The organism is Erwinia billingiae Eb661 (genome assembly GCF_000196615.1).
Lineage (GTDB): Bacteria > Pseudomonadota > Gammaproteobacteria > Enterobacterales > Enterobacteriaceae > Erwinia > Erwinia billingiae.
In genome coordinates, this window is the sequence record NC_014306.1 from 1940696 (window position 1) to 1963870 (window position 23175).

General features: G+C 57.9%; 18 protein-coding genes. 3 read left to right on the top strand and 15 right to left on the bottom strand.

Features of this window, described 5'->3' with window-relative positions:
• Positions 1-103: 103 nt before the first annotated feature.
• Positions 104-1615, bottom strand: coding sequence for an anion permease (locus EBC_RS10480; protein WP_041691971.1), 1512 nt, complete (start codon positions 1613-1615; stop codon positions 104-106).
• A 622-nt stretch (positions 1616-2237) separates the two neighbouring features.
• Between EBC_RS10480 and EBC_RS10485 the strand changes: the two genes are divergently transcribed.
• Positions 2238-5015, top strand: coding sequence for a flavocytochrome c (locus EBC_RS10485; protein ID WP_013201762.1), 2778 nt, complete (start codon positions 2238-2240; stop codon positions 5013-5015).
• Between the two features lie 107 nt (positions 5016-5122).
• On the opposite strand, the gene EBC_RS10490 is transcribed toward EBC_RS10485, so the two are convergent.
• The 7 genes from EBC_RS10490 to EBC_RS10520 form a co-directional block, all read right to left on the bottom strand.
• Positions 5123-6196: a porin gene (locus tag EBC_RS10490; RefSeq protein ID WP_041691972.1), complete on the bottom strand. Its 1074-nt coding sequence runs from the start codon at positions 6194-6196 to the stop codon at positions 5123-5125.
• 90 nt (positions 6197-6286) lie between these two features.
• The gene (locus EBC_RS10495) at positions 6287-6943 is read right to left on the bottom strand and encodes a flavin reductase family protein (protein WP_013201764.1); all 657 of its coding nucleotides are present in this window, start codon (positions 6941-6943) and stop codon (positions 6287-6289) included.
• A gap of 1 nt (position 6944) precedes the next feature.
• The gene (locus EBC_RS10500) at positions 6945-8369 is read right to left on the bottom strand and encodes a M24 family metallopeptidase (protein ID WP_013201765.1); all 1425 of its coding nucleotides are present in this window, start codon (positions 8367-8369) and stop codon (positions 6945-6947) included.
• A 24-nt stretch (positions 8370-8393) separates the two neighbouring features.
• Entirely contained in the window at positions 8394-9218 is an 825-nt protein-coding gene (locus EBC_RS10505) for an ABC transporter permease (RefSeq protein ID WP_013201766.1), read from the bottom strand.
• Positions 9211-10038 carry an ABC transporter permease gene (locus EBC_RS10510; protein WP_013201767.1) on the bottom strand — a complete coding sequence of 276 codons (828 nt, stop codon included), beginning with the start codon at positions 10036-10038 and terminating at the stop codon, positions 9211-9213. Before EBC_RS10510 ends, EBC_RS10505 begins: the two co-directional genes overlap by 8 nt.
• Before the next feature lie 9 nt (positions 10039-10047).
• Positions 10048-11097, bottom strand: coding sequence for an ABC transporter substrate-binding protein (locus EBC_RS10515; protein ID WP_013201768.1), 1050 nt, complete (start codon positions 11095-11097; stop codon positions 10048-10050).
• 17 nt (positions 11098-11114) lie between these two features.
• The gene (locus EBC_RS10520; protein ID WP_013201769.1) at positions 11115-12227 is read right to left on the bottom strand and encodes an ABC transporter ATP-binding protein; all 1113 of its coding nucleotides are present in this window, start codon (positions 12225-12227) and stop codon (positions 11115-11117) included.
• A gap of 520 nt (positions 12228-12747) precedes the next feature.
• On the opposite strand from EBC_RS10520, the gene EBC_RS10525 reads away from it, so the two are divergent.
• A complete protein-coding gene (locus EBC_RS10525) occupies positions 12748-13851 on the top strand; it encodes a sugar phosphate isomerase/epimerase family protein (RefSeq protein WP_013201770.1) in 1104 nt (367 codons plus the stop codon).
• Positions 13852-13949: 98 nt separating this feature from the next.
• The gene (locus tag EBC_RS10530; protein ID WP_013201771.1) at positions 13950-14687 is read left to right on the top strand and encodes a GntR family transcriptional regulator; all 738 of its coding nucleotides are present in this window, start codon (positions 13950-13952) and stop codon (positions 14685-14687) included.
• 61 nt (positions 14688-14748) lie between these two features.
• Here the strand turns inward: EBC_RS10530 and EBC_RS10535 are convergent, their stop codons facing one another.
• The 7 genes from EBC_RS10535 to EBC_RS10565 all read right to left on the bottom strand — a co-directional run bounded on the left by EBC_RS10535 (position 14749) and on the right by EBC_RS10565 (position 22971).
• A complete protein-coding gene (locus EBC_RS10535) occupies positions 14749-15237 on the bottom strand; it encodes a GNAT family N-acetyltransferase (protein WP_013201772.1) in 489 nt (162 codons plus the stop codon).
• A 29-nt stretch (positions 15238-15266) separates the two neighbouring features.
• On the bottom strand, positions 15267-16199 hold the full coding sequence (locus EBC_RS10540) for a DMT family transporter (protein ID WP_013201773.1): 933 nt from the start codon (positions 16197-16199) through the stop codon (positions 15267-15269).
• Positions 16199-16786, bottom strand: a complete 588-nt coding sequence (locus tag EBC_RS10545; RefSeq protein WP_013201774.1) for a TetR/AcrR family transcriptional regulator — start codon at positions 16784-16786, stop codon at positions 16199-16201. Before EBC_RS10545 ends, EBC_RS10540 begins: the two co-directional genes overlap by 1 nt.
• 51 nt (positions 16787-16837) lie before the next feature.
• Entirely contained in the window at positions 16838-19876 is a 3039-nt protein-coding gene (locus EBC_RS10550) for an efflux RND transporter permease subunit (protein WP_013201775.1), read from the bottom strand.
• Positions 19873-21003 (bottom strand): efflux RND transporter periplasmic adaptor subunit, encoded by a 1131-nt coding sequence (locus tag EBC_RS10555; protein WP_013201776.1) that lies wholly within the window; start codon positions 21001-21003, stop codon positions 19873-19875. Before EBC_RS10555 ends, EBC_RS10550 begins: the two co-directional genes overlap by 4 nt.
• A 91-nt stretch (positions 21004-21094) precedes the next feature.
• Positions 21095-22282 (bottom strand): sensor histidine kinase, encoded by a 1188-nt coding sequence (locus tag EBC_RS10560; protein WP_013201777.1) that lies wholly within the window; start codon positions 22280-22282, stop codon positions 21095-21097.
• Positions 22279-22971, bottom strand: a complete 693-nt coding sequence (locus EBC_RS10565) for a response regulator (RefSeq protein WP_013201778.1) — start codon at positions 22969-22971, stop codon at positions 22279-22281. The genes EBC_RS10560 and EBC_RS10565 overlap by 4 nt, the downstream gene beginning before the upstream one ends.
• Between the last annotated feature and the right edge of the window lie 204 nt (positions 22972-23175).

A 23175-nucleotide genomic window follows, 5' to 3' on the forward strand; every position in this document is an offset into this window, starting at 1 on the left:
CTTATTGGTTTTAGGCTTGCCGGCCCGCTAAGACCGGCAAGGGAAGAGATGATATAACAATTATTCAACATCTGCATGCTTCTGCGGCCGGGGCCGCAGCGGGTCAGAACATCATGACCATCCACGGATAACCAATCAGCATCAGGCCCGCCAGGAAGATGGCCCCGAAGATGGTGCCAAGGCGCCAGTAGTCTTTGGTTGGCAGGTAACCACTGCCGTAGTAAATCGGGCTTGGGCCAGTACCGTACGGGGTGATAATCCCCATCACACCCAGTGATGTCACCATCATCAGGCAGTAGACCGGCATATTGATGCCCGGTATGGCAGCGGCGATGGTCAGCATGGCCGGCAGCAGCGCGGTGGTATGCGCGGTGGTACTGGCGAACAGGTAGTGCAGCAGGAAGAAGGCCACCAGCAGCATCACCGCCGCCACCTGTGGGTCGATGCCGGTCAGCAGCTGACCACCTTCTTTACCTAACCAGGCAATAAAGCCGACGCGTGCCAGGCCATCCGCCAGCGCCACCAGGGTGGCAAACCAGGCGAAGGTGTTCCAGGCCGGTTTGTTGCTGGTAATGTCGTTCCAGTTCAGTACGCCGGTCCACAGCATCAGCACCACCACCAGCAGCGCGGCCATGGCCGGTTCAATCCAGGCGGTGGCAAAAATCCACATCAGCAGGGCGCTACAGACAAACACCAGCAGCAGAATTTCGTTGCGTGACAGTTTGCCGAGTTTTTCCAGCTCACCTTTCGCCCATTTTGGCACTTCGTCATTGATTTTGACTTCCGGCGGGTAGAACCAGTACGCCAGCAGCGGCATGGTCAGAATCAGCAGCACGCCCAGCGGCAGGAAGGCGAGGAACCAGGTGCCCCAGGAGATTTCAAAACCGACGATGCTTTTCACCAGCGCCAGCGCCAGCAGGTTCGGGGCCAGGGCCGACAGGAACATCGAACTGGTGATACAGGCGGCGGTGATCGCTACCCACATCAGGTAAGAACCTATTTTGCGCGCGCTCGGATCGTTCGGTTTAGACCCGTACAGCGGCGGCAGGTTGGCAATAATCGGGTAGATGGTGCCGCCGCTGCGCGCGGTGTTGGACGGGGTGAAAGGCGCCAGCAGTAAATCCGCGAAGGTAATGGCGTAACCCAGCGTCAGGCTGCGACGACCGAGGTATTTCACCAGAATCAACGCCAGACGACGACCAAACTGGGTCTTGTCATAACCGGCGGCAAACATAAAGGCACCGAAGATCAGCCAGACGGTGGAATTACCGAAGCCGCTCACCGCCCATTTAAATGACTCGGTGGCCATTTTAAATTTCGGGTTGGCCAGCTCGGCCGGGCTGAATAATAGCCACTGGCTAAACAGGGCGATTACCACCACCCCGGTCAGGCCGATTACCGCACCCGGCAGAGGCTCAAAGATCAACCCGACGATGACACCGACGAAGATAGCAAAGAAGTGCCAGGCATAGGGTTCCAGCCCGGCAGGCACTGGGGTCAGGAGCAGCAGCACGGCAACCAGCACCGGCAGGAACATCATAATCAGCCGTTTTTTTTGTCCCGCTGGGGCAGGAGGTGCCGCGACGGGTTCACTCAAAGTTGATGTCGTTTTCATAGTATTTGTCTGCAAGTTGTGGAGAATGCGATTTAACGCCCCGGTTTGTCTACAGCCACTTTTTTTAGTTTCTTAATCGTTACTTTAGCTATTTTACCGTGACATTTGAGTTAATTTCACTTCCTTATCTTACGTCTTCATATTTATATTAATGACAACGTGCGAATATAATGCGATTTACCTGTGACGCTAATTTTGATCTGGATCAATAAAATATTCTCGCCACCCTTAAATTAATATAAAAATATAATTCATTTAATAAAACTCAGTTTTCTGTATCAAGTCGACCACATCTTCGCTATCGCCTTGAACTTAAAGACAGTAGATTCAATTTCTTAAAAAATCCACTACGATTTTATGTGTATGATTTGTATGGGTTTATTTAGTATGTTAATGAAGGGTTGATTTTTTACTACTAATGATTAACAATTAAAGTGGGTATTTGAAGTATGGCCATCAATTAACCGACTTCAGTTCGTTTAAAAGTTTTATAACTAAAATTAACGGTTATATAAGAAAAGAAATTGTTATATTAACTGCATCACATCGGACCACTTAATTAAATGGAAAGTAACGCGTCCGCGACAGAATTCAAAACTTTTAAATTTTGGAGTTGATCATAATGCATACTCTCACCCCGATCCTGAATCCCCTGACTCTGCCCAATGGCGCGGTGCTGAAAAACCGCCTGCTGATGGCACCGATGACCACCTGTACCGGATTTTATGATGGCACCGTGACCAGCGAGCTGGTGGAGTACTACCGTGACCGTGCAGGCAGCATTGGTACGGTGATCGTGGAATGCTGTTTTATCGATCCTAAAGGCCCGGCTTTCCCCGGCGCCATCGCTATCGACAGCGACAACAAAATTTCCGGCCTGAGCAAAATTGCCCATGCCATTAAATCCAAGGGCTCGAAAGCGATTCTGCAGATTTACCACGGCGGCCGAATGGTTGAGCCTGAGCTGATTGGCGGCAGAACGCCGGTTGCGCCGAGTGCCATCGCCGCACCCCGTGAAGGTGCCACCACGCCGCAGGCGCTGACCGCGGAAGAAGTGGATGTGATGATCACCAAATTTGGTGATGCCGTTAACCGCGCGATCAAAGCCGGCTTCGACGGCGTGGAAATCCACGGCGCGAACACCTATCTGATTCAACAGTTCTATTCTCCGAACTCCAACCAGCGTGACGACAAGTGGGGCGGCAGCCGCGACAACCGCGCCCGTTTCCCGCTGGAAGTGTTAGAAATCACCCATAAAATGGCCGAACGCTTCGCGGATAATTCTTTTATTATCGGCTATCGCTTCTCGCCAGAAGAGCTGGAAGTTCCCGGCATTCGCTTCGATGACACCATGTACCTGCTGGAGAAGCTCGCCGCGCGTGGCCTGGATTACGTGCACTTCTCCGTCGGCCAGCTGCTGCGTTCTTCCATCGTCGACCGTGAAGATCCGACGCCGCTGATCAGCAAATTTATCGCCATGCGCTCTGAAACCCTCGCCAAAGTGCCGGTGATTGGCGTCGGTGGCGTGGTGAATAAAGAAGATGCCGAAAGCGCGCTGGAACATGGCTTTGACCTGGTGGCGATCGGTAAGGCCTGCATCGCCTATCCCGACTGGGCCGATCGCATTACCAACAACGAACACCTTGAACTCTATATCGACAGCAACAAGCGCGAGGCGCTGAACATTCCTGAGCCGCTGTGGCGCTTCTCGCTGGTCGACGCGATGATCCGCGATACCAGCACCACCGGCCGCAAATACAAAGCCGGCGTCTATCAGGAAAAAGTGGAAGCCGAAGCGCTGAAGCTGAAAATCAACGTCACGCTGGATACCGACCGTATCACCGACATTATTCTGGTGCCGGATGACACACTGGACGTGGACTTCACCACCACCTTTGAGAGCCTGCGCAGCCGCATCCTGGTCGCCAACAGCCCGCACGTGGACGCCATCACCGGCGCGACCACCCAGAGTGAAGCGCTGAAAAAAGCCGTTTCCCGCGCGCTGGCCACTTCCAGTAAAGAGCACGTGATTGAGGAAGGCGGCAACCCGGCGGCACCGGTGAATTACGATGTGGTGGTGATCGGCAGCGGTGGCGCAGGCCTGGCCGCCGCCATTCAGGCCAGCGATGACGGCGCTCACGTGGTGATCATCGAGAAGATGCCCACCATCGGCGGCAACACCATCAAGGCGTCGGTCGGGATGAACGCGGCAGAAACCCGCTTCCAGAAACTGAAAGGCATCGAGGACAGCAAAGACCTGTTCTATGACGAAACGTTGAAGGGCGGCAAATTCAAAAACAATCCGGTGCTGCTGAGAGAGTTCGTAGAGCTGGCGCCAGAAGCGATCGAATGGCTGGCCGCCAAGGAAATTGAGCTGTGCGATATCACCATCACCGGCGGCATGAGCATTGACCGTACGCACCGTCCGGCTGACCGGTCTGCGGTCGGTGGCTTCCTGATCAGCGGCCTGGTGAAAAACATTAACAAGCGCGATATCGAAGTGCTGCTGGAAACCTCCGTGGCGGAGATTCTGGTTGAGAACGGTGTGGTGACCGGCGTGAAAGTGGTCGATGAATACAACGACACCCGCATCCTGAATGCCAAAAGCGTGATTGTGGCCACCGGCGGCTTCAGCGCCAACCGCGAAATGGTGGTGAAATACCGTCCTGAACTGGATGGCTTCGTCACCACCAACCATGCCGGCGCCACCGGCAGCGGTATCGCCATGCTGCAGAAAATCGGTGCCGATACCGTGGATATGGGCGAGATCCAAATCCACCCGACGGTGGAGCAGACCACCTCCTACCTGATTTCCGAAGCCATTCGTGGCGGTGGGGCGATTCTGGTGAGCCAGGCGGGCAAACGCTTCTTTAATGAGATGGAAACCCGCGACAAAGTCTCCGCCGAAATCATCGCCTTGCCGGAGAAAAGTGCCTGGGTGATCTTTGATGAGCAGGTTCGTCTGAATAACAAAGCGGCCGACGAGTATATCGCCAAGGGCTTTGTGATCAGCGCACCGTCACCGCAGGAGCTGGCGATTAAGCTGAACATGGATCTCCATGCGCTGCTGGCGACGCTGGAACGCTACAACCTGTTTGTTGAAAAACAGGATGATGAAGACTTTGGCCGTAAAACCGCGCTACGTCATCCACTGAATCAGGGACCGTTCTACGCTATCCGCATTGCCCCAGGGGTTCACCACACTATGGGTGGCGTGACCATCAATCCGGACACCGCGGTGCTGGATGCGCAGAAACAGGTGATAGAAGGTGCCTGGGCGGCGGGTGAGGTGGTTGGCGGTATCCACGGTGCAAACCGTATCGGCGGTAACGCCGTGGCCGATATCATTATCTTCGGTATCCTGGCCGGTAAAAACGCGGCGGCGCTGGCACGACGCTAAAGCAACAATGGGGTCACGCTCTCCGGCCATTTCCAGGCACGGGACGTGACCCCCTCTTATTGCGTGAATACGCTTATCAGAACGATGAATTAAACCCTTTCCGCAGCTTAGAATTGATACGCAATCCCCAGTGCCATCACATCATCCGTGGCTAACCCCAGCGGATTGTCATTTTTCAGCAGGTTTATTTTATATTCTGCAAACACCACCATATTCTTATTGAAGTAATAATACGCGCCCGGTGCGATATAGTTAATAATATCCGTGTCACCAATCCCCTCAATATCTTCAGCCCGGGAGAATATCCAGGCCAGAGACGGGCGGAAACCATTGGTGAACTGATATTGTGCCACCGCCTCAATATTTTGCGCTTTATTGGCAAACCCGCCGCTAATCGGCGTGGCGTTCAGCGTTTCATCATAGTCAGCGGCAAGATAGATACTGTTGGCGTCGTATTTTACCCCGGCTGCCCAGTGCTGTGCTTTCTCGCCGTTACCACGACTCATGCTGTTCTGTTCCTCGGTGCGATCGAGGCTGGCGAAGGATCCCACCAGGCTGACGCCCGAGCCAAAATCATAGGTGGCCGACAGTGCAAAGCCGTCGCCGTTAGACCGGGTGATAGCATCACTGTCGCCGGCGCGTTCGTTTTTGCCCTGATACTGCGCGGCAACGTTAAGCCCACTGAGCAGGCCGAAGAAGCCGTTGTTACGCCAGGTGAGTAATCCGGCGGAACGTCCCACCAAAAAGACGTCGTTATAGTCGGAGTCGCTGCCGAAATACGGCAGCATATCCGTATAGCTCATCACGTCATACACCAGGCCAAAGTTGCGGCCATAGTCAATGGAGCCCCACTGGCCATACTTTAATCCGGCGTAGCCCAGGCGGGTGGCGTTGCCGTTTTGCGCATCGCTGCCTTCGGAATTATGCAGGCTGTACTGATATGACCAGGTACCATAGCCGGTGAGCTGGCTGGATATTTGCGTTTCGCCGTAAAACCCACCCTGCAGATTTGATGAAGCGTCGCCATCGTTATTCGCATCGTTGGAAATAACGTGCGAGGTTTTAATACGTCCGGTCAAATCAAGTCTGTTTCCGTCTTTATTATAGATCTCAGCTCCGTGTGCCGGGCACAGGAAAGCCAACAGTGGCATGGCTGCCATTGCAAGAGAACGCTTCATCATTTTATAAACCCTGTTTAATGTTGTTTTTATTTCCCCCCTTAAGGGGGGTATTTACTGATAATAGAATCCCTGTCTGTGATTACGCTGAACTTATTTAGTGAGCTGGCGTTCCTCCCATTGTTCTTTGGTTAATGTTTTTACGTCAAACTGATCGCGTGTGCGGCAGTAGGTATTACCACCCATGCGACCCACGGCATCCATCAGCTGCTGATCGATATGCATATTCTCAGGATTGACCGCATCGCTGCGGATATACACGCCAACCACTTCGCCTAAAATGATCTCGCGCGCCGCGCCAACCTGCAGCGTGGTATGGCGGCGGCACTCCAGCGCGGCCGGTGCGGACAGAATGCGCGGGCTGCGCACCATTTTTCCGGGCGTGGTGTCCAGCCCGGCGGTCTCCAGCTCATCCACTTCAGGGCCGAACTTAATGGCGCAGATCTCCATCTGACTGACCAGCGCATCGTCAACGATATGCACGGTGAATTCGCCGGTTTCACGAATGTTGCGCGCGGTGTCCTTGAAGCGCATATCGTCATAGTTCTCGACGCCAATCGCCACAATCGCCGGATCGTGGGTCAGCACGTTGAAAAAGCTGAATGGACCGGCGTTTGGCACGCCATCCTTGCTGAGCGTGGTGACCAGCGCGATCGGGCGCGGGATCACGGTGCCAATCAAGATCTTGTAGCGTTCGCGCTCGGTTAAGTCGGCGAAATCAAAAAAGGTGTGCGGGACGGCGGGATTCATTTCAGGCTCCAGAGCGAATGCGGTGAGTTTCTAACGGCGTATGGCGGCTGAGGTTCTCAAAGCCGTCACGGGTCACGACGTAGCAGTCGCCAATGTTGCAGCCGGCAGAGAGCGGTTCCAGCCACTGGGTGTGCAGCACAAACACCATGCCTTCTTCCAGCCGGTCGTAGTTGTGCGATGAAATATTGAAGCTGTTCTGACCGCCGGCCATGCCGACCGAATGGCCGAGATTGGGGTTATGCGGACCGTGCGTGGCCGGATAGACATGCATCAGCTTGCGGCCCTGAGCTTCCCAGTCGATATCCTTGACGTACTGCTGCGGGATCAGTCGTGCGCCGCCATCCGGCATCGGCGACCAGTTGTACGGCATGGTGCGCGCTTCCGGCGAGGCGAGCAGGCCCTGTTCGATCATCGACTCAAAGGCGGCGTTATTGATATCGCGCATCAGCGCACCGGGCTTGATCAGCCGCTCTGCGCGCTTTACGCCGTCGGTGCAGGCTGCCAGCACTTTTTCCTGACGCTCGGTGATCTCGCCCACCGCGATCATCCGCGCGGTTTGCGCGGTGTAGCCGCGCCAGGTGACGTTGGAGATATACAAATTGATCAAATCCCCCGGACGCACCACGTGACCGTACGGCTTGCCGCAGTGGGTGCCGAATTCATTGATGCCAATCTGATAGCCGTCGCCGGTCTCGCCGCCAAAGGCCATCTGCGCGGCGGTGAAGGCGGCGAAGATTTCGTGGTCGGTCACGCCGGGCCTGGCGACATGGTAGGCCGCCTGGGTACCGATACTGATCAGCTGCGCCGCGGCGCGGAACATCTCGATTTCACGCGGTGAACGCACCTTCTGCAGGCGGTCGAGGATCGGGTTGTCGGCAACAAATTTAGCCCCCGGCAGCATCGATTCCAGTCCGGCCCAGAAGGTCAGGGCGGTGCGATCGCCGAGGAGGCCGATCTGCGCTTTCTTCAGGCCCAGACCGGTCAGGATCTCGGCACATTTCTCCGCGGTTTTCACCACCGAATCACCCGGACGATCCGAATATTCGCGGCCAATCGGCCCAATTTGCCAGATATCGTTGACCAGCAAAGGCTCACCCGCAGGCGGGAGCAGCACCGACTGAGTAAAGAATGACAGCAGCGTCAGCGGCTTGTCCGCATCGGTGGGGATAATTAATACCCCTTCACGCATCCAGTCACACAGGTAGCGCAAATAGTGGTTAGAGGCATGGAACCAGCCGACGCTGCCAGCATGCACCACCAGCGCATCGTGTCCGGCTTCCACCGCGGCACGGCGAACGCGGCGTAAACGTTCCTCAAACTCGTCCAGCGGCAGCGGCAATGGCGCTGAGAATTCAAAATCAGGCTGAAAATCAGCCAGCAGCGCGCCAATACGATAGCCGGCGGCCGGGTTGCCTTGCGTGGTCATAATCATTCCTTTTTGTTCAGTAAATTAAGGGTTCTGCGGGCGCGGGGCCAGCACGCGGCGGGCCACCAGCAGGCCCAGCAGCGTAATGGCGATCAGGATCCCGGAGATGGCGGCAACGCGCACATCCAGCGACTCTTCAATCAGCGCAAACATACGCAGCGGCAGAACCGTGGTACTGGCATCGGCCAGGAACAGCGTGACGGTGACGTTATCCAGCGACTGGATAAACACCAGAAACGCGCCGGCGAGGATGCCCGGCATCAGCAGCGGCAGGATCACCCGCCGTAAGGTCATAAACCAGCTGGCGCCCATGGTGGTGGAGGCTTCGGCCAGCGACGGATTCAGCCCCTGCGCCACCACCGACGCGGCGCGGTACATCAACGGACCAAACACCACCACGTGTCCCAGCACCGTCAGCCACAGCGACGGCGCGAAGCCGAAGAAGTTAGCGACAATCAGCGCCGCCAGGCCGTACACCAGGCTTGGCAACACCAGCGGCGCCAGCAGCAGCGGCTCAATGGCATTGACGCTTTTACGCTTCATCCGCGTCATGCCGATGGTGGCGGGCACCGCAAACAGCAGCGATCCCAGCACCGCCCATCCGGCAATTTTCAGCGAGTTCCAGGCGGCGATATGCTCAGTCCCGGAGCGCACCGGGTCCAGCAGCGCTTCATACCAGCGCAGGGAGAAGCCTTCCGGCGGGTACTTCAGCGTCTGCCCGGCGGTAAACGACATCATGATGGCGATGACGATCGGCGCGACCAGGTAGACCAGGCACAGGGTGCCGAAGCCATAGACGAACAGCGTGTAAAGCCAGCCAGGGATGGGATTTTCTCGGTGATCAGACATGGCCGCTCAGCCTCCTGTGACGTGAAATCATGGTCAGTGCGACCAGCAGACAGCCGGTCGACACCAGCAGTACCACCGCGATAGCGGACGCCAGTGGCCAGTCAAACAGCGTGCCCACTTCGCGATAAATCAGCTGTGGCACATAGACATTACGCGCGCCGCCGATCACGGACTGGGTGACAAATGAGCTGCTGGTGCTGGCAAACACCAGGATCCAGCCGGCCAGCAGCCCCGGCAGCATCAGCGGCAGCAGCACGGTAAACAGAATGCGCCAGGGTCCGGCGCCCGACACCTGTCCGGCCTCGGTCAGTGAGTAAGGGGTACGGGTCAGAATGGCAATCAGCGGCAGAATAATCAGCGGCAGATCGATCTGGCACATTGCCATCACCAGCCCGGTTTCGGTAAACATCAGGCTGGTGGGCATGCCGGTGATGCCCAGCGCCATCAGCGCGTCGCTGATCGGCCCCTGGCGACCGAGAATAACAATCCACGCAAAGGTTCTGACCACGTTGCTGGTGAGCATCGGGACAAGCGTCAGGAAAATGACCATCTGCCGCACGGTTCTCCCGCTGTGCCAGTACAGCAGCGCAATGGGAATGCCCAGCAGGGTGGTGCCGATCACCGTTTCAATCCCCAGTCGCGCCGTGTTGACAAGCACGTGGAAGTTGAATGCGTCACCAAAAAAGCGGAAATAGTGATCCAGCGTGATGCCACTCTTGGAGAAAAAACTAAACCCGACTAAAACAGCGAGCGGCGTTGCGAAGAACGCCACGGAAAGCAGTAGCATGGGCAGGACATACGGAAAGCCGCTCTGTTTCATAACCTCACCTTATCCCGCTACGAGGGTGTCGAACTCGCGGATCCACGCATCGCGATTCTGATTAATTGCCGCCCAGTCCGGGTAGACCAGCTTCGGCAGCTCGGCGCGGGTGACGTAGGCCGAAATGGAGGGCGTCAGCTCAACCTCTTTGTTGGTTGGGAACATTTCCGCCGGCGGCATCTTGAACTGATCCTGTGCGGCTTTTGAAATGGCGGCATCCATATAGGCATACACGGCGTCGGCATTTTTAGTGCCTTTGGTCATATGGATATTGACCGGTGCCGCCGGTGAGCCGGTGACGGGGTGGACAAATTCGGCCTTCATACCCAGGCTTTTCAGGCGGGCAACGTTGCTGGTGCTGCACATAAACACCGCGATTTCCTGCTGCTGGAACAGGGTCATCTGATGGTTGGTGCTGTCGACAATGCTGGCAAACTGCTCAGGATGTTCCTTAAACAGCTTGAACACCGCCGCCATATCATTCGGGCCGGTGCCGTAAATTTTGGCAATTTCGGTGTAGGCCATGACCGCCGTGTTAGAGGCGAAACCGGTCCAGGAGACCAGCCCCTTATATTTTGGATTAGTAAACAGGTCGGCATAACCGGCCGGACGCGGAACCATCTCCGGGTTATAGGCGATACCGTTCACTTCCACGGTGACGGTTGGGCCATATTCGCCCTGGAAACTTTTGTCCAACAGGTTCCAGTTCTTCAGCCGTGACGGGTCTATCTTCTGGATCGAATCGTTTTTAACCGCAATATCCATCTGGCCTGGCGACATCAGCAGCGCGTCATACGGTGGATTGCCGGGGCTGGCCATCACTTTTGCCAGCTGATCCTGCGCCATCGCCGGGGCAATGGTCAGGCCAAAACCCGATTTGCTCATGATCGGGGTCAGCACGTTGCGATAGGCATCTTCCCAGTTGCCGGGAAAGGTGGCGGCAACCGCAGTCTGCTGGCCCGCAGCCAACGCCCGAAATGACAGCGGCAGCAGGGAAGTGGCCGCTGCGCCCGCGATAAGCTGACCGAACCGACGACGACTGATTTCAAAGTCTTTCATGTTGTTCACTCCTGGTGTTAACTAACGGGTTGCGGTTCAGCCGGGAAGGCGTGACAGCGAGTGGTATCGATTTCAGCAAACAGCTGAGAACCGGGAAGCGGTATAGCCGTACCGGGGCCACGCACCTGCGAGGCACGCAAACCGGTACCGCAGCCCAGCGACAGGTCGTGAACCAGCACCGGACCCAATGGCACCGACACGGTCAAGGTCACCGGATGGCGGTTGTCGCCGGGGTGTTCGGTCAGTTGCACCTCTTCAGGACGGAAGGTAATCACCACCCTGGAACCGAGGGTAAAATTGAGTCGGCGCGGCAGACGCAGAAATTTGTTATCCGCCAGGCCAATCACCGTGCTGTCACCTTCAAAACGCAGCACTTCGCCCGGCAGCTGGTTGGTCTGGCCGATAAAGGTATTCACAAACAGCGATTTCGGGCGATCGTAAACCGCCATCGGCGTATCAATCTGTTCAACGTTGCCCTTATTCATCAGCACCAGACGGTTCGCCAGGCTTTGCGCTTCCTCCTGATCGTGGGTCACGATCAGCGTGGTGATGCCCAGGCTCTTTTGCAGATGCAGCAGCTCAACCTGAAGATCGAAGCGCAGCGCGCGGTCAAGCGCACCGAAAGGCTCGTCCAGCAGCAACAGGGATGGACGGCCGGCAATGGCACGGGCAACCGCAACGCGCTGCTGCTGGCCACCCGACAGTTCACGCGGCAGGCGGTTGGCGTACTCACCGAGCCGCACCAGCTCCAGCATCTCCGTCACGCGCGCCTTGCGTTCAGCGCGGGGCACCTGTTGGCACGCCAGCGGATAGGCAATGTTCTCGGCCACCGTCAGATGCGGGAACAGCGCATAGTTCTGGAAAACCATGCCAATGCCGCGCGCCCTGGCCGACACGGCCGCGAGGTTCTGATTTCCCAGCTCAATCTTTCCGGCTTTGGGCTGAATCAGTCCGGCAATGGCGCGCAACACGGTGGATTTCCCGCAGCCGCTCGGGCCGAGTAACGCCACGATTTCGCCGGGTTCAATGGTGAAGGCAATGTCGCTGATCGCATTATTGCCGCCGTAGCTATGGGTAAGACCCTGAACGCTGAGCCGCTTGCGTTCTGATGTTTTAGGCATAGTTGACATAGTGCTTCCCTGGTGCTGAGACGCTAAATAAAGAACCGAGATGACAGGAAAATTGCAAGCGACATGCCAACCACGCGGTACGCGGCGGAATAAATCCTAATCTTATGATTTAAATGATTATTATTTTCGAAATTACGTTCGTAAATATATGCGAAACTATGTAATACGAAATATTCTACAGTTTTTGACAATGAAAGGTCACTTTTTTGGTGCAGAAGTTTCATCAAAATGGTGCAGATTCACCCAGGAAACGGCACTAAGGCAGAGGCAAAGTTGAGGGTAAGCAGGGGGATTCAGGGCGCGTATCGGCCATCAAGCCTTGTGCAGCAAGGAGTGACGGCGCATGGCCAGTCGAGATCGGTTTGTTTGGTGATTAATTTTTATTTTTGTATAATGTAGATTCGAAACTTTATTATTAAATATTTTCTAATGTTAATCAGTGAGTTACTCCCGTTGCGTTTATGCCTGGCATACCGCTTGCACAGCAAATCAGACAGTCCCCAATAAAGGAATTCCCCTGATGAGATTAGGCATTGATGGTTTAAAGCTACCGGAAGTTAAAAAACGCGGCCCGCTGGCGAGTCTCGACCACGTTGTCGAGCTGGGCCTGGACGGCGTTTTCTTCAGCACCCTGCTGGATATGAGTCCCACGCTGGATGCCGGCGAGCTGCGGGCGATCCGCGACAAGGCCGACAGCCTCGGCCTGTATCTCGAAAGTGGCCTCGGCAAAATCAATCCTTATTGCAGCGCCGAGTCCCCGGAGCTGCGCGATATCGGTAACGGTGACATCATCGCTGGCCTAACCCGGATGATTGAGGCCGGTGCGGCCATTGGCTGCCAAGAGCTGTGGGTGTCGCCGGGCAACTTCAAACCGGCTTACCCTGGCCGACTGGCGGTCGATCGTTTTCGCACCGACGTAAGCTGGGACGATCAGCTGCTGGCGATGGAAAAGGTGCTGCGCAAGCTGGCGCCGGCGGCTCGCGCCAACGGCGTGCATATGAATATCGAAACCCATGACGAGATCACCTCGTTTGAGATCCTGCGCTTAATTGAGGCGGTGGGTGAGGATTGCGTCGGCGTGGTGCTGGATACCGCCAACATGCTGCAGCGTGCGGAACATCCGGTCTGGGCCGCGCGCCGACTGGCGCCGTGGGTAAGACAGACGCATATTAAAGATGCCTATATTGGCCGGGCACCCGGCGGCCTGGACTTCCAGCCGCGTCCGTGCGGTACCGGCATCGTCGACTTTTCCGCCATTCTGGCGCTGCTGGCGCAGGCTAACCCGCAGGTTAACCTGTCGCTGGAAATTGCGCAGTCATCGGATGATAAGCCGCGCAAGGCCAATCCGCGCCAGTGCATCCAGATTAACGATCCGCTGTGGCGCGCCGGCCATCCTGATTTAACGCCGGAAGAGCTGGACGCCTATATGGCGATGCTGGACGCTTACGAGCTGCGCGTGCAGGCCGGCGAAGTGGCCGACTGGGAAGGCTATGAGTCGGCCAACTACGGTTATCCCACCTATCAGCATCAGCCTTACGGTTACCGCCAGGCCGTCAGCGCGATCCGCAGCTCTGCCGACCATATCCGGTCTCTCTGTGCGGAACAGGGCATCATCTTAAATTGAGACGTTGCGCAGGGATTGTATTACGGAGATAGTAGGCGGCGGTGGGTCTGAAGACCAAATGCGGTGGGTGTGCTCATCGCAAGATTAGGGAGAAAAGCATGAAAACTACGCGCAGCCGGGGGGCAGCGGCAACCGGAAAAGAGGCCGCGACGGGCGACGTGACTGATGATGTGTCCGAGCGCATTCGCATTACGCTGGCCAGCGCCATCGGCGAGGGCGCGCTGAAACCGGGCAGCAAGATCCTGGAAGAAGCGATTGCCGAGCATTTCGGCGTCAGCCGCACCGTGGTGCGCGGCGCGCTGGGTGTTCTGGAAAGCGATCACCTGCTGGAAAGAAAGCGCAATCGCGGGACCTTTGTTGCCGAGCCTGGGATCCAGGAAGCGCAAAGCCTGTTTGAAGCGCGCCGCAAGCTGGAAGGCATTTTACTGGAGCTGGTGACGCAGCGGGCTACCAGGGACCAGCTGGACTATCTGGAAAAGCTCACCGATGAGGAAGAGCATATCCATCAACATGGCGATGAAAAATCCAAAACCGTGCTGTCCGGGAAATTCCATCTGGTACTGGCGGAAATGGCCGGCAATTCGGTGTTAACCGAAATGCTGTCTAAAATCGTGGCGCGGCTGTCGCTGGTGATGGCGCTGTATGAAGAGAAGCACACCGACGACTGCGGTGCCGATCATCACCGGATGATTGTCAAAGCGCTGAAAGCGAAAGATCTGGCCAAGGCTCAGCAGCTGATGGACCATCATCTTGCCGATATTGAAGGCCGGGTCCACCTGACCGAAGGGCAGGGCGATCGGCACTCCTTTATCTCGGTGCTGGAGAATTTCTCCTGAGCGAAATTAAGCCTGCCAACCTCGTTGGCAGGTATCCCACTCATCAATAAATTTATGCCGTTCACAGGTGCAGGGCATAAAACCGCGTATCGACCGCCATTAAAGGGAATGTTGAGGGCAAATCATGCTGGCTGACCAGGCTGAAACCGTGCTTTTCATAAAAGGCATGCGCCGCCAGAAACCTGTCGGTGGTACCGAGATAAATCGTTTTGATCCCGCGCTGTTTAGCGGTTTCAATCAGCAGCGCCAGCATCTGGCGGGCAATCCCCAGTTCACGTCCTCGCCAGGCGGCGGCCACGAACATCTTGCGTAAGGCCGCCATATTGTTACCGATGTCTTTCAGACCAATGGTGCCAATCACCGCGTCCGCCATCCGTGCTACCCAGAAGTCACCGCTGCCACACTGGTAAAATGACGGGATTTGCATCAAATCGGGTTGATCCTCAGCCGAGATGTCGATGCCGAACTCCTCACGTTGGATATGCAAAATCATTGGGATTAACCCGCGCTCATCACCCGGCGCATAGCGCGCAATACGCAATTGTTCCATTCAGATACCCTTAGCCGTTGGTTATCGCCTCAGACCCTTTCCGATCGGCGTCTGCCCGCAGGGAAGCGTAGCATGCTTAACGGCAGGGTGATCACCGCCAGGCTGGCAACGATCAGCGCCACGCCAGCCCAACCATAGGTCGGCAGCCTTTCCCCGACCAGCACCACCGCCAGCAGCGCGGCAACCACCGGTTCCAGCAGGGTGATGGTAGTGGCCATGCTGGCAGGAATGCGCGCCAGCCCGTAGCCATAACAGACGTAGCCAATAAACATCGGCACCAGCGCCATATATATCCCAACCGCAGCATTATTCCAGGCGGCCAGCAGCGGCGCGCCGGTCAGCAGCAATACCGGCATCAGCAGCAGCCCCCCGGCACCAAATGTGGCACCCATCGCCGCGCGGGGCAGCACGCCGCACTGCATTAACCGCCGCGCTGACCACGAATACAGGGCATAGGTAAAGCCGGCCAGCAGTCCCAGGGCGATGCCCGCCATGGCGTAGCCGTTGCCGGCACCGTGCCCGCCGCTTTCCGCCATGCACAGCAAGGCCATGCCGGCCACGCCAACCAAGGCGCCGATCGCCCACTGTTTTGTCAGGCGCAGTCCGTCAAGACGGGTTTCAATCAGCGCGGAGAGCAGGGGCGCAGAGCCGATGGAGATCACCGTGCCGACCGTCACCCCGGCATAGCGCATTGAGGTATAGAAGGCGAGGGGATAGACCGCGACCGCGAGGGCACCGGTCAACAGAAAAGGCCAGTGTCGGGCAATCAGGCGGCGCTGACGAATAATCGTGGTCGCGGCAATCAGCGCCTGCAACAGTCCGCCAATCCCCATTGCCACCGCGCCCACCGCCAGCGGGCTCAGTCCGGGCGCATAGGTGGCGGCGGTGCCGGTGGTGCCCCACAGGATCGCCGCAATCAGCACGCCCGCCGTGCCGCCCAGTCGTTGTCCGGATGACAGCATTAACAGGCCTCCATCATTTTGCCCGCCATGGCGGCGGCCTGGGTAACACAGTCGCTGCGGCCTTCCAGCCCGGCGCGTGAGATGCTGCCTTCCAGCAGAAAGGCAAAATGTCGGGCCATTTCACCGGCAGCACCGGCGTCTCCGGCGAGTAAATCGCTCAGATGCGCGGTCAGAATGGCCTCGACCTCTTCCTTGTGTTCACGCACCGCCTGACGTCCCGGCGATCCGGCCGGCAGCTCGGCCGCCGCGTTCAGCAGCCCGCAGCCGCGAAAGCCATTTTCATAGGCAAATTCGGCGTGATCCTCATAGGCAGCAAACACCGCCAGCACCCGATCGCGCGGGGTGATGGCGCTGGCCACCCGGTTTTTGTACAGCGAAAGCCACTCGTCATGACGCACCCGGAGGTAGGTGGCCACCAGCTCATCTTTAGAGGCGAAGTTGTTGTACAGGCTTTTTTTGGCCACCCCAGCCCGCTTGATGATGGCATCAATGCCGGTGCCGTTGACGCCATGGTTATAAAACAGGACGCGTGCCGCGTTGAGCAGCTTTTCATAGGCGGATTCAGAACCCACAGGCAGGCCAGCCATAAGTCACCTCGTGAATAAAAGTAGGTAGACCAGTCTACCTACTCTGCGCGGTTAATCAACCTCAGTCTGCATCACCAGGCTCATCGAAGCCGGCAGCACGGTCAGCGTCACCACCGTCGCCACTAACAGTCCGCCGGTGATTGCCCAGGCCATCGGACCCCAAAAAACCTGATGGGAGATCGGGATCATCCCGAGGATCGCCGCGCAGGCGGTGAGCATAATCGGACGTGAACGGTTCAGCGCCGCCGCAATGATCGCGGCATCATGCGCCATGCCGGCGCGGGTATTGTTATCCACCTCGCTGATCAGGATCACCGCATTGCGGATGATCATCCCGGTCAGCGCGATCACCCCCAGCAGGGCGACAAACCCCATCGGCGTGCCCGACGGCAGCATCGCCATCACGATGCCAATCAGGCCAAAGGGTGCCATCAGCAGCGCCAGGAAAAGCCGTGAAAAGCGCTGCAGCTGCACCATCAGCAGCACCAGCATGATGCCCAGCGTCACCGGCAGCACGGCAAAGATCGAGCCGTTGCCTTTGTTTGATTCGGCCACCGTGCCCAGCTCTTCGATGCTATAGCCCGAGGGCAACGAGGTGCGGAATCGGTCAATGGCCGGTGCGAGGCTGTCCGACAGGGCTTCAGCCCGGACGCCGGGTGCCACATCGGTCTGCACGGTAATAAACGGCAGCCGCTGGTGTCGCCAGATAACCGGATCGTCAACCAGCCATTGTGGCGTTGCCACCTGGGCCAGCGGGATCTTCTCTCCCCGACTGTTGGTAAACAGCATCCCGGAAAGCGCCGCCAGGTCCTGCCGATCGCTGTCGCTGCCGCGGAGCACCACGCCAAGCTGACGGTTACCCTCACGCAAGGTGGTGACCTGCTTACCTGACCAGTAAGTGTTCAGCCCGTCGGCGAGACTTTCCGAAGACAGGCCCGCCGCCCGCGCCGCAGTCTGGTTAACCAGCAGGTTGGTGACCCGCTCGGGCTCACCTGAGGTCAGATTCACATCGCGGGTCAGGGCATTTTTGCCGACCACTTCCGCCAGCTGACGGGCAAAGATGCCTACGGTGTCGTTATCCGGTCCCGTCACCCGGTATTTAACCGGCCAGCCCACCGGCGGCCCCAGCTCCAGCGGCGACACGCGGGTGGTGATATCGCTGAAGTGCTGACTCAGCATCGCCTGTAGCTGGCTGCGCAGGCGATCGCGGGCGGCGAGGTCTTTCGCCACCACCACCAGCTGCGCGGTATTTTCATTGTCGTTAAGTACGTCCATCGGCAGATAGAAGCGGATCGCGCCGCCGCCGATATAGCTGCTGAAACGATCGACGTTATCATTGCCCTTCAGCCGGGCTTCCAGATCGCGGGTTCTGCGGGCGGTCTCCGCCTGAGAGGCATTGGCGGGCAGGTTCAGGCTGACCAGCAGCTCGGGACGATCGGAGGCCGGGAAGAATTCGCCCTGCATAAAGGTGGTTCCCCACGCCGACAGGGCCAGCAGGCACAGCGCGATGCCAATGGTCAGCAGGCGGTGGCGCAACACGCGCTGGAGAATTTCGCGATACCAGCCGATGAGTTTGCCTTCTTTTCTGACGTGCCCGTGCAGGGATTCGGCCAACATCCAGCTGCCGATCAGGGGCGAAAACAGTATCGCCACGCCCCAGGAGCACAGCAGCGAAATCAGCACCACCGCGAACAGGGAATAACAGTATTCCCCGGCGGCAGAGGCGGCAAAACCGACCGGGATAAAGCCGCTGATCATCACCAGCGTGCCGGTCAGCATCGGAAACGCCGTGGTTTCAAACGCCACCGTCGCCGCCCGCCAGCGGCTGTCGCCCGCTTCCAGACGGGTGACCATGGTTTCCACGGCGATCATCGCGTCATCGACCATCAGGCCGAGGGCAACGATCAGCGCACCCAGTGAAATGCGCTGCAGCCCGATCCCCGCCAGCTGCATACCGATAAAGGTCAGGGCCAGCACCAGCGGGATGGCGGCCGCCACCACCAGGCCGGCCCGCATTCCCAACGAGAGAAAAGACACCGCCAGCACAATGGCGATCGCTTCCAGCAGCACCCGGACAAAGCTGCCAATTGCCTGAACCACCACCTGGCTTTGATCGGCAACCCGCACCACCTCAATGCCGTGCGGCAGCTGCTGCTGGATCGCCGCCATCCGCTGATTCAGCGCCTTGCCGAATGCCGGCATATTGCCGCCAGCGGCCATGGAAATGGCCAGCCCTATCGCCGGCTCACCGTTTACGCGAAATGCCGGCGCAGGCGGGTCAGCGATATCACGGGTGACGCTGGCAATATCCGCCAGCGGGATATAGCGACCGGCGATATTCAAGGTCACCTGGCGCAGACTCTGTTCTGAGGTAAAAGCTCCGCTGACCCTCAGCGCGATATTTTCACTGGGCGTCCTTAAGGTGCCCGCTGAAACCACGGCATTCTGCTGTTTCAGCGCGTCCGCCACCCGATCGGCAGTGATCCCCATTCCCGCCAGCTTATGCAACGAGAAGGCCACGGTGATCTGTTGTTCCTGAACGCCGATCAGCCGGATTTTGCCCACGTCCGTCAGGCTGGCCAGGCTGCGGCGAACCGTTTCAACCCGGTCGCGCAACTCCTGCGGGCTAAACCCCTCGGCGGTAAAGCCGTAAATAGTGCCCCAGGTGTCATCGAACTCATCGTTGACCGCCGGGGTACTGACGCCATCAGGCAGGGAAGGCGTCAGGTCCTGCACCTTCTTTCTGACCTGATACCAGATATCCGCCACCGCATTGGGCGGCGTGTCATCGCGCAGGTTGACGAACAGGGTGGTTTGACCGGCGCGCGTTTCGCTTTCGACATAGTCCAGATGCGGGATCTCCTGCAGCGTTTGTTCCAGCGGATCGGTCACCAGATTGACCATGTCCGTGACCGTCGCCCCAGGCCACTGCGCACCGATCACCGCCGTTTTGATGGTGAAAGCAGGATCTTCGTTTCTCGGCAGCTGCTCAAAGCTCATAATGCCCGCAGCCATGATTAACAGCATAAAAAACACCATCAGCTGCTGGTGGCTCAGCGCCCAGCGTGAAAGATTGAATTTGGTATTCATGGATTCGGCTCCCCAGCACTGACTTTCTCGCCATCGCGCAGATGACTGACGCCGGCGGTCACTACCGCCTCACCGGGTGCGATGCCGGATTTCACCCATACCGCGTCCACGGTGAAGCGGTCGACCACCACCGGACGCAGGTGCACGGTCTGGGTGTGGCGATCGACCACAAATAGCGCGGCGGCGTGTTGAGAACGGGTCAGCGCCGGGGCCGGAAGGCGGATGGCAGACTGTCCCGGCAGGGTTATCTGGCCGAGTACGCTGGCTCCCAACGCTATCGCGTCCGGCGGATTGTTCAGGGTGACGCGGATGCGCCAGGTGCGGGTTTGCGCATCGGCCTGCGGGCTGACGTCACGCAGCGATCCGCTGACCTGAACCGCCGGATTGGCAAGCAGGGTGATCAGCAACGGTGTGCTGGCGTTTGCGCTGAACAGGTGAGGGTCGGCGACATCAAAGACGGCATCGCGGCTGCCTGAGGTGGCGAGCGTCACCACGGTCTGGCCTTCGCTGACCACCTGTCCGGCAGAGGCGCTGACGCCGGTGATAATGCCGTCTTCCGGCGCGTTCAGCGTGGTCCAGGACAGGGTTTCTCTGGCATTGCTGAGGGCTGCCTGACTGCTTTTCAGTCGGGCGGCGGCGGACTGCCAGTCTGATTTCGCGGTATCCAGCTGGACGCGGGCAATCGCGCCCTGCGGCATCAGCAGCGTCATTCGCTTCAGGCTGAGGGCGGCCAGATGTTCGGCAGCTGCGGCACTTTCAACGTCTGCCTGGGCGCTGAGCAGCTGATTATGGCTGCTCTCACTTTCGATGGTCGCCAGCGACTGTCCGGCGTGCACCCGGTCGCCAACGTCAACCGCTCTGGCGGTGATCCTGCCATCAAGGCGAAAGCCCAGCGTGATTTGATCGTGGGCACGTATTTCGCCGGTCTGGCTCAGTGACACACCCGACTCGGGAGCGGGGGCCAGGATGAAGCGAACGGGGCGCGGAGGCGCGACCGGCAGCGGGGATTTTTCGCCGCAGCCGCTCAGTGAACAGGTCACCGGCAGGATAACCAGCAGGGTATTTTTTAGGCTCACGGCCAGGGCATGCAGTGTTTGTCTGACGAAAGGGATAATCAACGTGGTCATGGTTATCGTCCTGAAACTGAATCGCGTCAGTTTCAGGACCACCTGTCCAGAATCGCCGTATGTTTTATCAAGATGGGGTCAATTTCTGACTTTATTGCGCATTTTTATCCCGGTCGGTGGGAAGCATAACCGTTATCAGCAGGCCGCCGTCGTCCGGCAGCGTTGCAACCACATCGCCACCGTGCGCCAGACAGATGGCGCGGGCAATCGACAGACCCAGCCCGCTGCCGCCCGAATGCCGCGCCCGTGAGGAATCGGCCCGGGTGAAGCGGTCGAACAGCGAAGGCAGAAAGTCTTCCGCCACACCCGGCCCACGATCTTTAAAGCAGATCGATTGCCGGTCGCCTTGGCTTTCCAGCCACACGCTGAGGCGTCGGCCCTCGGCTGCATAGCGTAGGGCATTCTCCATCACGATAGTGAACACCTGCGCCAGACGGAAGGCGTCTCCGGTGATCATGCGGGGGGCCTGTTCTCTGATGACGATCGCCATGCCCAGCGCTTCCGCCTGCGGCGTCAGCCAGTTCGCCCGCTCGTGCAGCAGCTCGGTGATATCCAGGCTCTCATGATGCAACACCAGCTGCCCGGCATCCGCCAGTGAGAGCAGGTGCAGCTCATCGGTTAAGCGGCTGAGATGCTGTAACTGCTTCATCACCATCTGCAATTGCTCAGGCTCCGGCTGGAAAACCCCATCCAGCATGCCCTGCATCCGGCCAATGGCGGCGGTTAATGGCGAGCGCAGTTCATGGGCCATCGCCACGTGCGACGCCTGCAGCTCACGATCGTACCTCTCCAGCTGCGCGGTCATGGCGTTAAAGTCGGCGGTAAACCGCACCAGCTCGGTCGGGGCATTTTTTATCTGTGCCGCGCGGGTGGAAAATTCGCCGCGTGCCACCGCGCCGGCGGCCAGCACCAGGCTGCCAAACTGTGCAGATAACGGCCGGGCGATACGCAAACCGACCAGGGTGATCACCGGGATCATGATGACGATCATCACCCCCAGCGCAATCCAGTCAGGCGAAGCGATAGAGGGCACCGAATACTGCAGCCCCCAGCGATCGTCCATAATCTGATGGAAGCGGGCAGGATTGAGGGTCGGGTTGTGGAGGAGGATCTGAAATTCCTGCTTCAGTGCCGGTGACATCCGCTGCATGATCCACATATTTTCCAGCGCAAACCGCAGCCACATTAACGCCGCGATAATGACGATGGTGCCAATCGCCAGCGCCAGGATGCGCATACAGATCCAGCGCCATAAAAACTGATGGGAAATTTTACTCATGGCTGTCTGAACCGGTAGCCGACGCTACGCACATTGATCAACACCTCGCTGATGCCCGCCAGCTCCAGTTTTTTGCGCAGATTATAAACGTGGGTATCAACCACCCGTTCCAGCGCTTCGCTGTCCGGCAGGCATTTCTCCAGCAGTTGCAGGCGTGAAAAAGCACGGGTAGGGGATTGCATTAAGGTGGTGAGCAGACAGAATTCGGTTGGCGTCAGGTCCAGCAAGGCGCGGCCCGCTTCGCTGCCCACCGTGGCGGTCATCGATTCGCTGTCGACTTCCAGCCCGTTCCAGCGCAGCCGCTCATCCGCCAGCGCCGCCGGGACGCCGCGCCGCAGCACGGCGTGGACGCGGGCGACCACTTCTCCGGGATTGTAGGGCTTGACCACGTAGTCATCGGCGCCGTAACGCAGCGCGCCAATCTTGTCATGCGCTTCGCCCATCGCGGTGACCATAATCACCGGCACGTGGCTTTTTCGCCGCAGCGCAGCCAGCACCTCGGTGCCATTCAGGCCGGGCAACATCACGTCCAGCAGGATCAGATTCGGTTTCCACTGGGCGACAACATCGAGCGCGCGCAGCCCATCGCCGACAATGGCGACCTCAAAATGGTCCCTTTTCAGATAGGCCTCCAGCACGCTGGCGGCATCCGCATCATCTTCAACGATCAGAATTCTTTTTGACTGCATCGCTGCACCTTGACTCTTTCTTGATAATCATCTGCCAATATAATATTGGCGTATTTATAATTTACTTATCAACACGTCACGCATTAAATAAAATGTAATGGTCATTTAATTTGTATTAAGCGGCTGCTGGTAAAACTATTTCCTGAAATTAAAAGCAGAGTACAACAAAACAATCGCCATCAATAGCACTATTTTTCTGTGAAA

Coding starts and splice junctions, on each gene's coding strand:
- EBC_RS10480 (WP_041691971.1), bottom strand. CDS start 1,615: ATGAAAACGACATCAACTTTGAGTGAACCCGTCGCGGCACCTCCTGCC.
- EBC_RS10485 (WP_013201762.1), top strand. CDS start 2,238: ATGCATACTCTCACCCCGATCCTGAATCCCCTGACTCTGCCCAATGGC.
- EBC_RS10490 (WP_041691972.1), bottom strand. CDS start 6,196: ATGATGAAGCGTTCTCTTGCAATGGCAGCCATGCCACTGTTGGCTTTC.
- EBC_RS10495 (WP_013201764.1), bottom strand. CDS start 6,943: ATGAATCCCGCCGTCCCGCACACCTTTTTTGATTTCGCCGACTTAACC.
- EBC_RS10500 (WP_013201765.1), bottom strand. CDS start 8,369: ATGACCACGCAAGGCAACCCGGCCGCCGGCTATCGTATTGGCGCGCTG.
- EBC_RS10505 (WP_013201766.1), bottom strand. CDS start 9,218: ATGTCTGATCACCGAGAAAATCCCATCCCTGGCTGGCTTTACACGCTG.
- EBC_RS10510 (WP_013201767.1), bottom strand. CDS start 10,038: ATGAAACAGAGCGGCTTTCCGTATGTCCTGCCCATGCTACTGCTTTCC.
- EBC_RS10515 (WP_013201768.1), bottom strand. CDS start 11,097: ATGAAAGACTTTGAAATCAGTCGTCGTCGGTTCGGTCAGCTTATCGCG.
- EBC_RS10520 (WP_013201769.1), bottom strand. CDS start 12,227: ATGTCAACTATGCCTAAAACATCAGAACGCAAGCGGCTCAGCGTTCAG.
- EBC_RS10525 (WP_013201770.1), top strand. CDS start 12,748: ATGAGATTAGGCATTGATGGTTTAAAGCTACCGGAAGTTAAAAAACGC.
- EBC_RS10530 (WP_013201771.1), top strand. CDS start 13,950: ATGAAAACTACGCGCAGCCGGGGGGCAGCGGCAACCGGAAAAGAGGCC.
- EBC_RS10535 (WP_013201772.1), bottom strand. CDS start 15,237: ATGGAACAATTGCGTATTGCGCGCTATGCGCCGGGTGATGAGCGCGGG.
- EBC_RS10540 (WP_013201773.1), bottom strand. CDS start 16,199: ATGCTGTCATCCGGACAACGACTGGGCGGCACGGCGGGCGTGCTGATT.
- EBC_RS10545 (WP_013201774.1), bottom strand. CDS start 16,786: ATGGCTGGCCTGCCTGTGGGTTCTGAATCCGCCTATGAAAAGCTGCTC.
- EBC_RS10550 (WP_013201775.1), bottom strand. CDS start 19,876: ATGAATACCAAATTCAATCTTTCACGCTGGGCGCTGAGCCACCAGCAG.
- EBC_RS10555 (WP_013201776.1), bottom strand. CDS start 21,003: ATGACCACGTTGATTATCCCTTTCGTCAGACAAACACTGCATGCCCTG.
- EBC_RS10560 (WP_013201777.1), bottom strand. CDS start 22,282: ATGAGTAAAATTTCCCATCAGTTTTTATGGCGCTGGATCTGTATGCGC.
- EBC_RS10565 (WP_013201778.1), bottom strand. CDS start 22,971: ATGCAGTCAAAAAGAATTCTGATCGTTGAAGATGATGCGGATGCCGCC.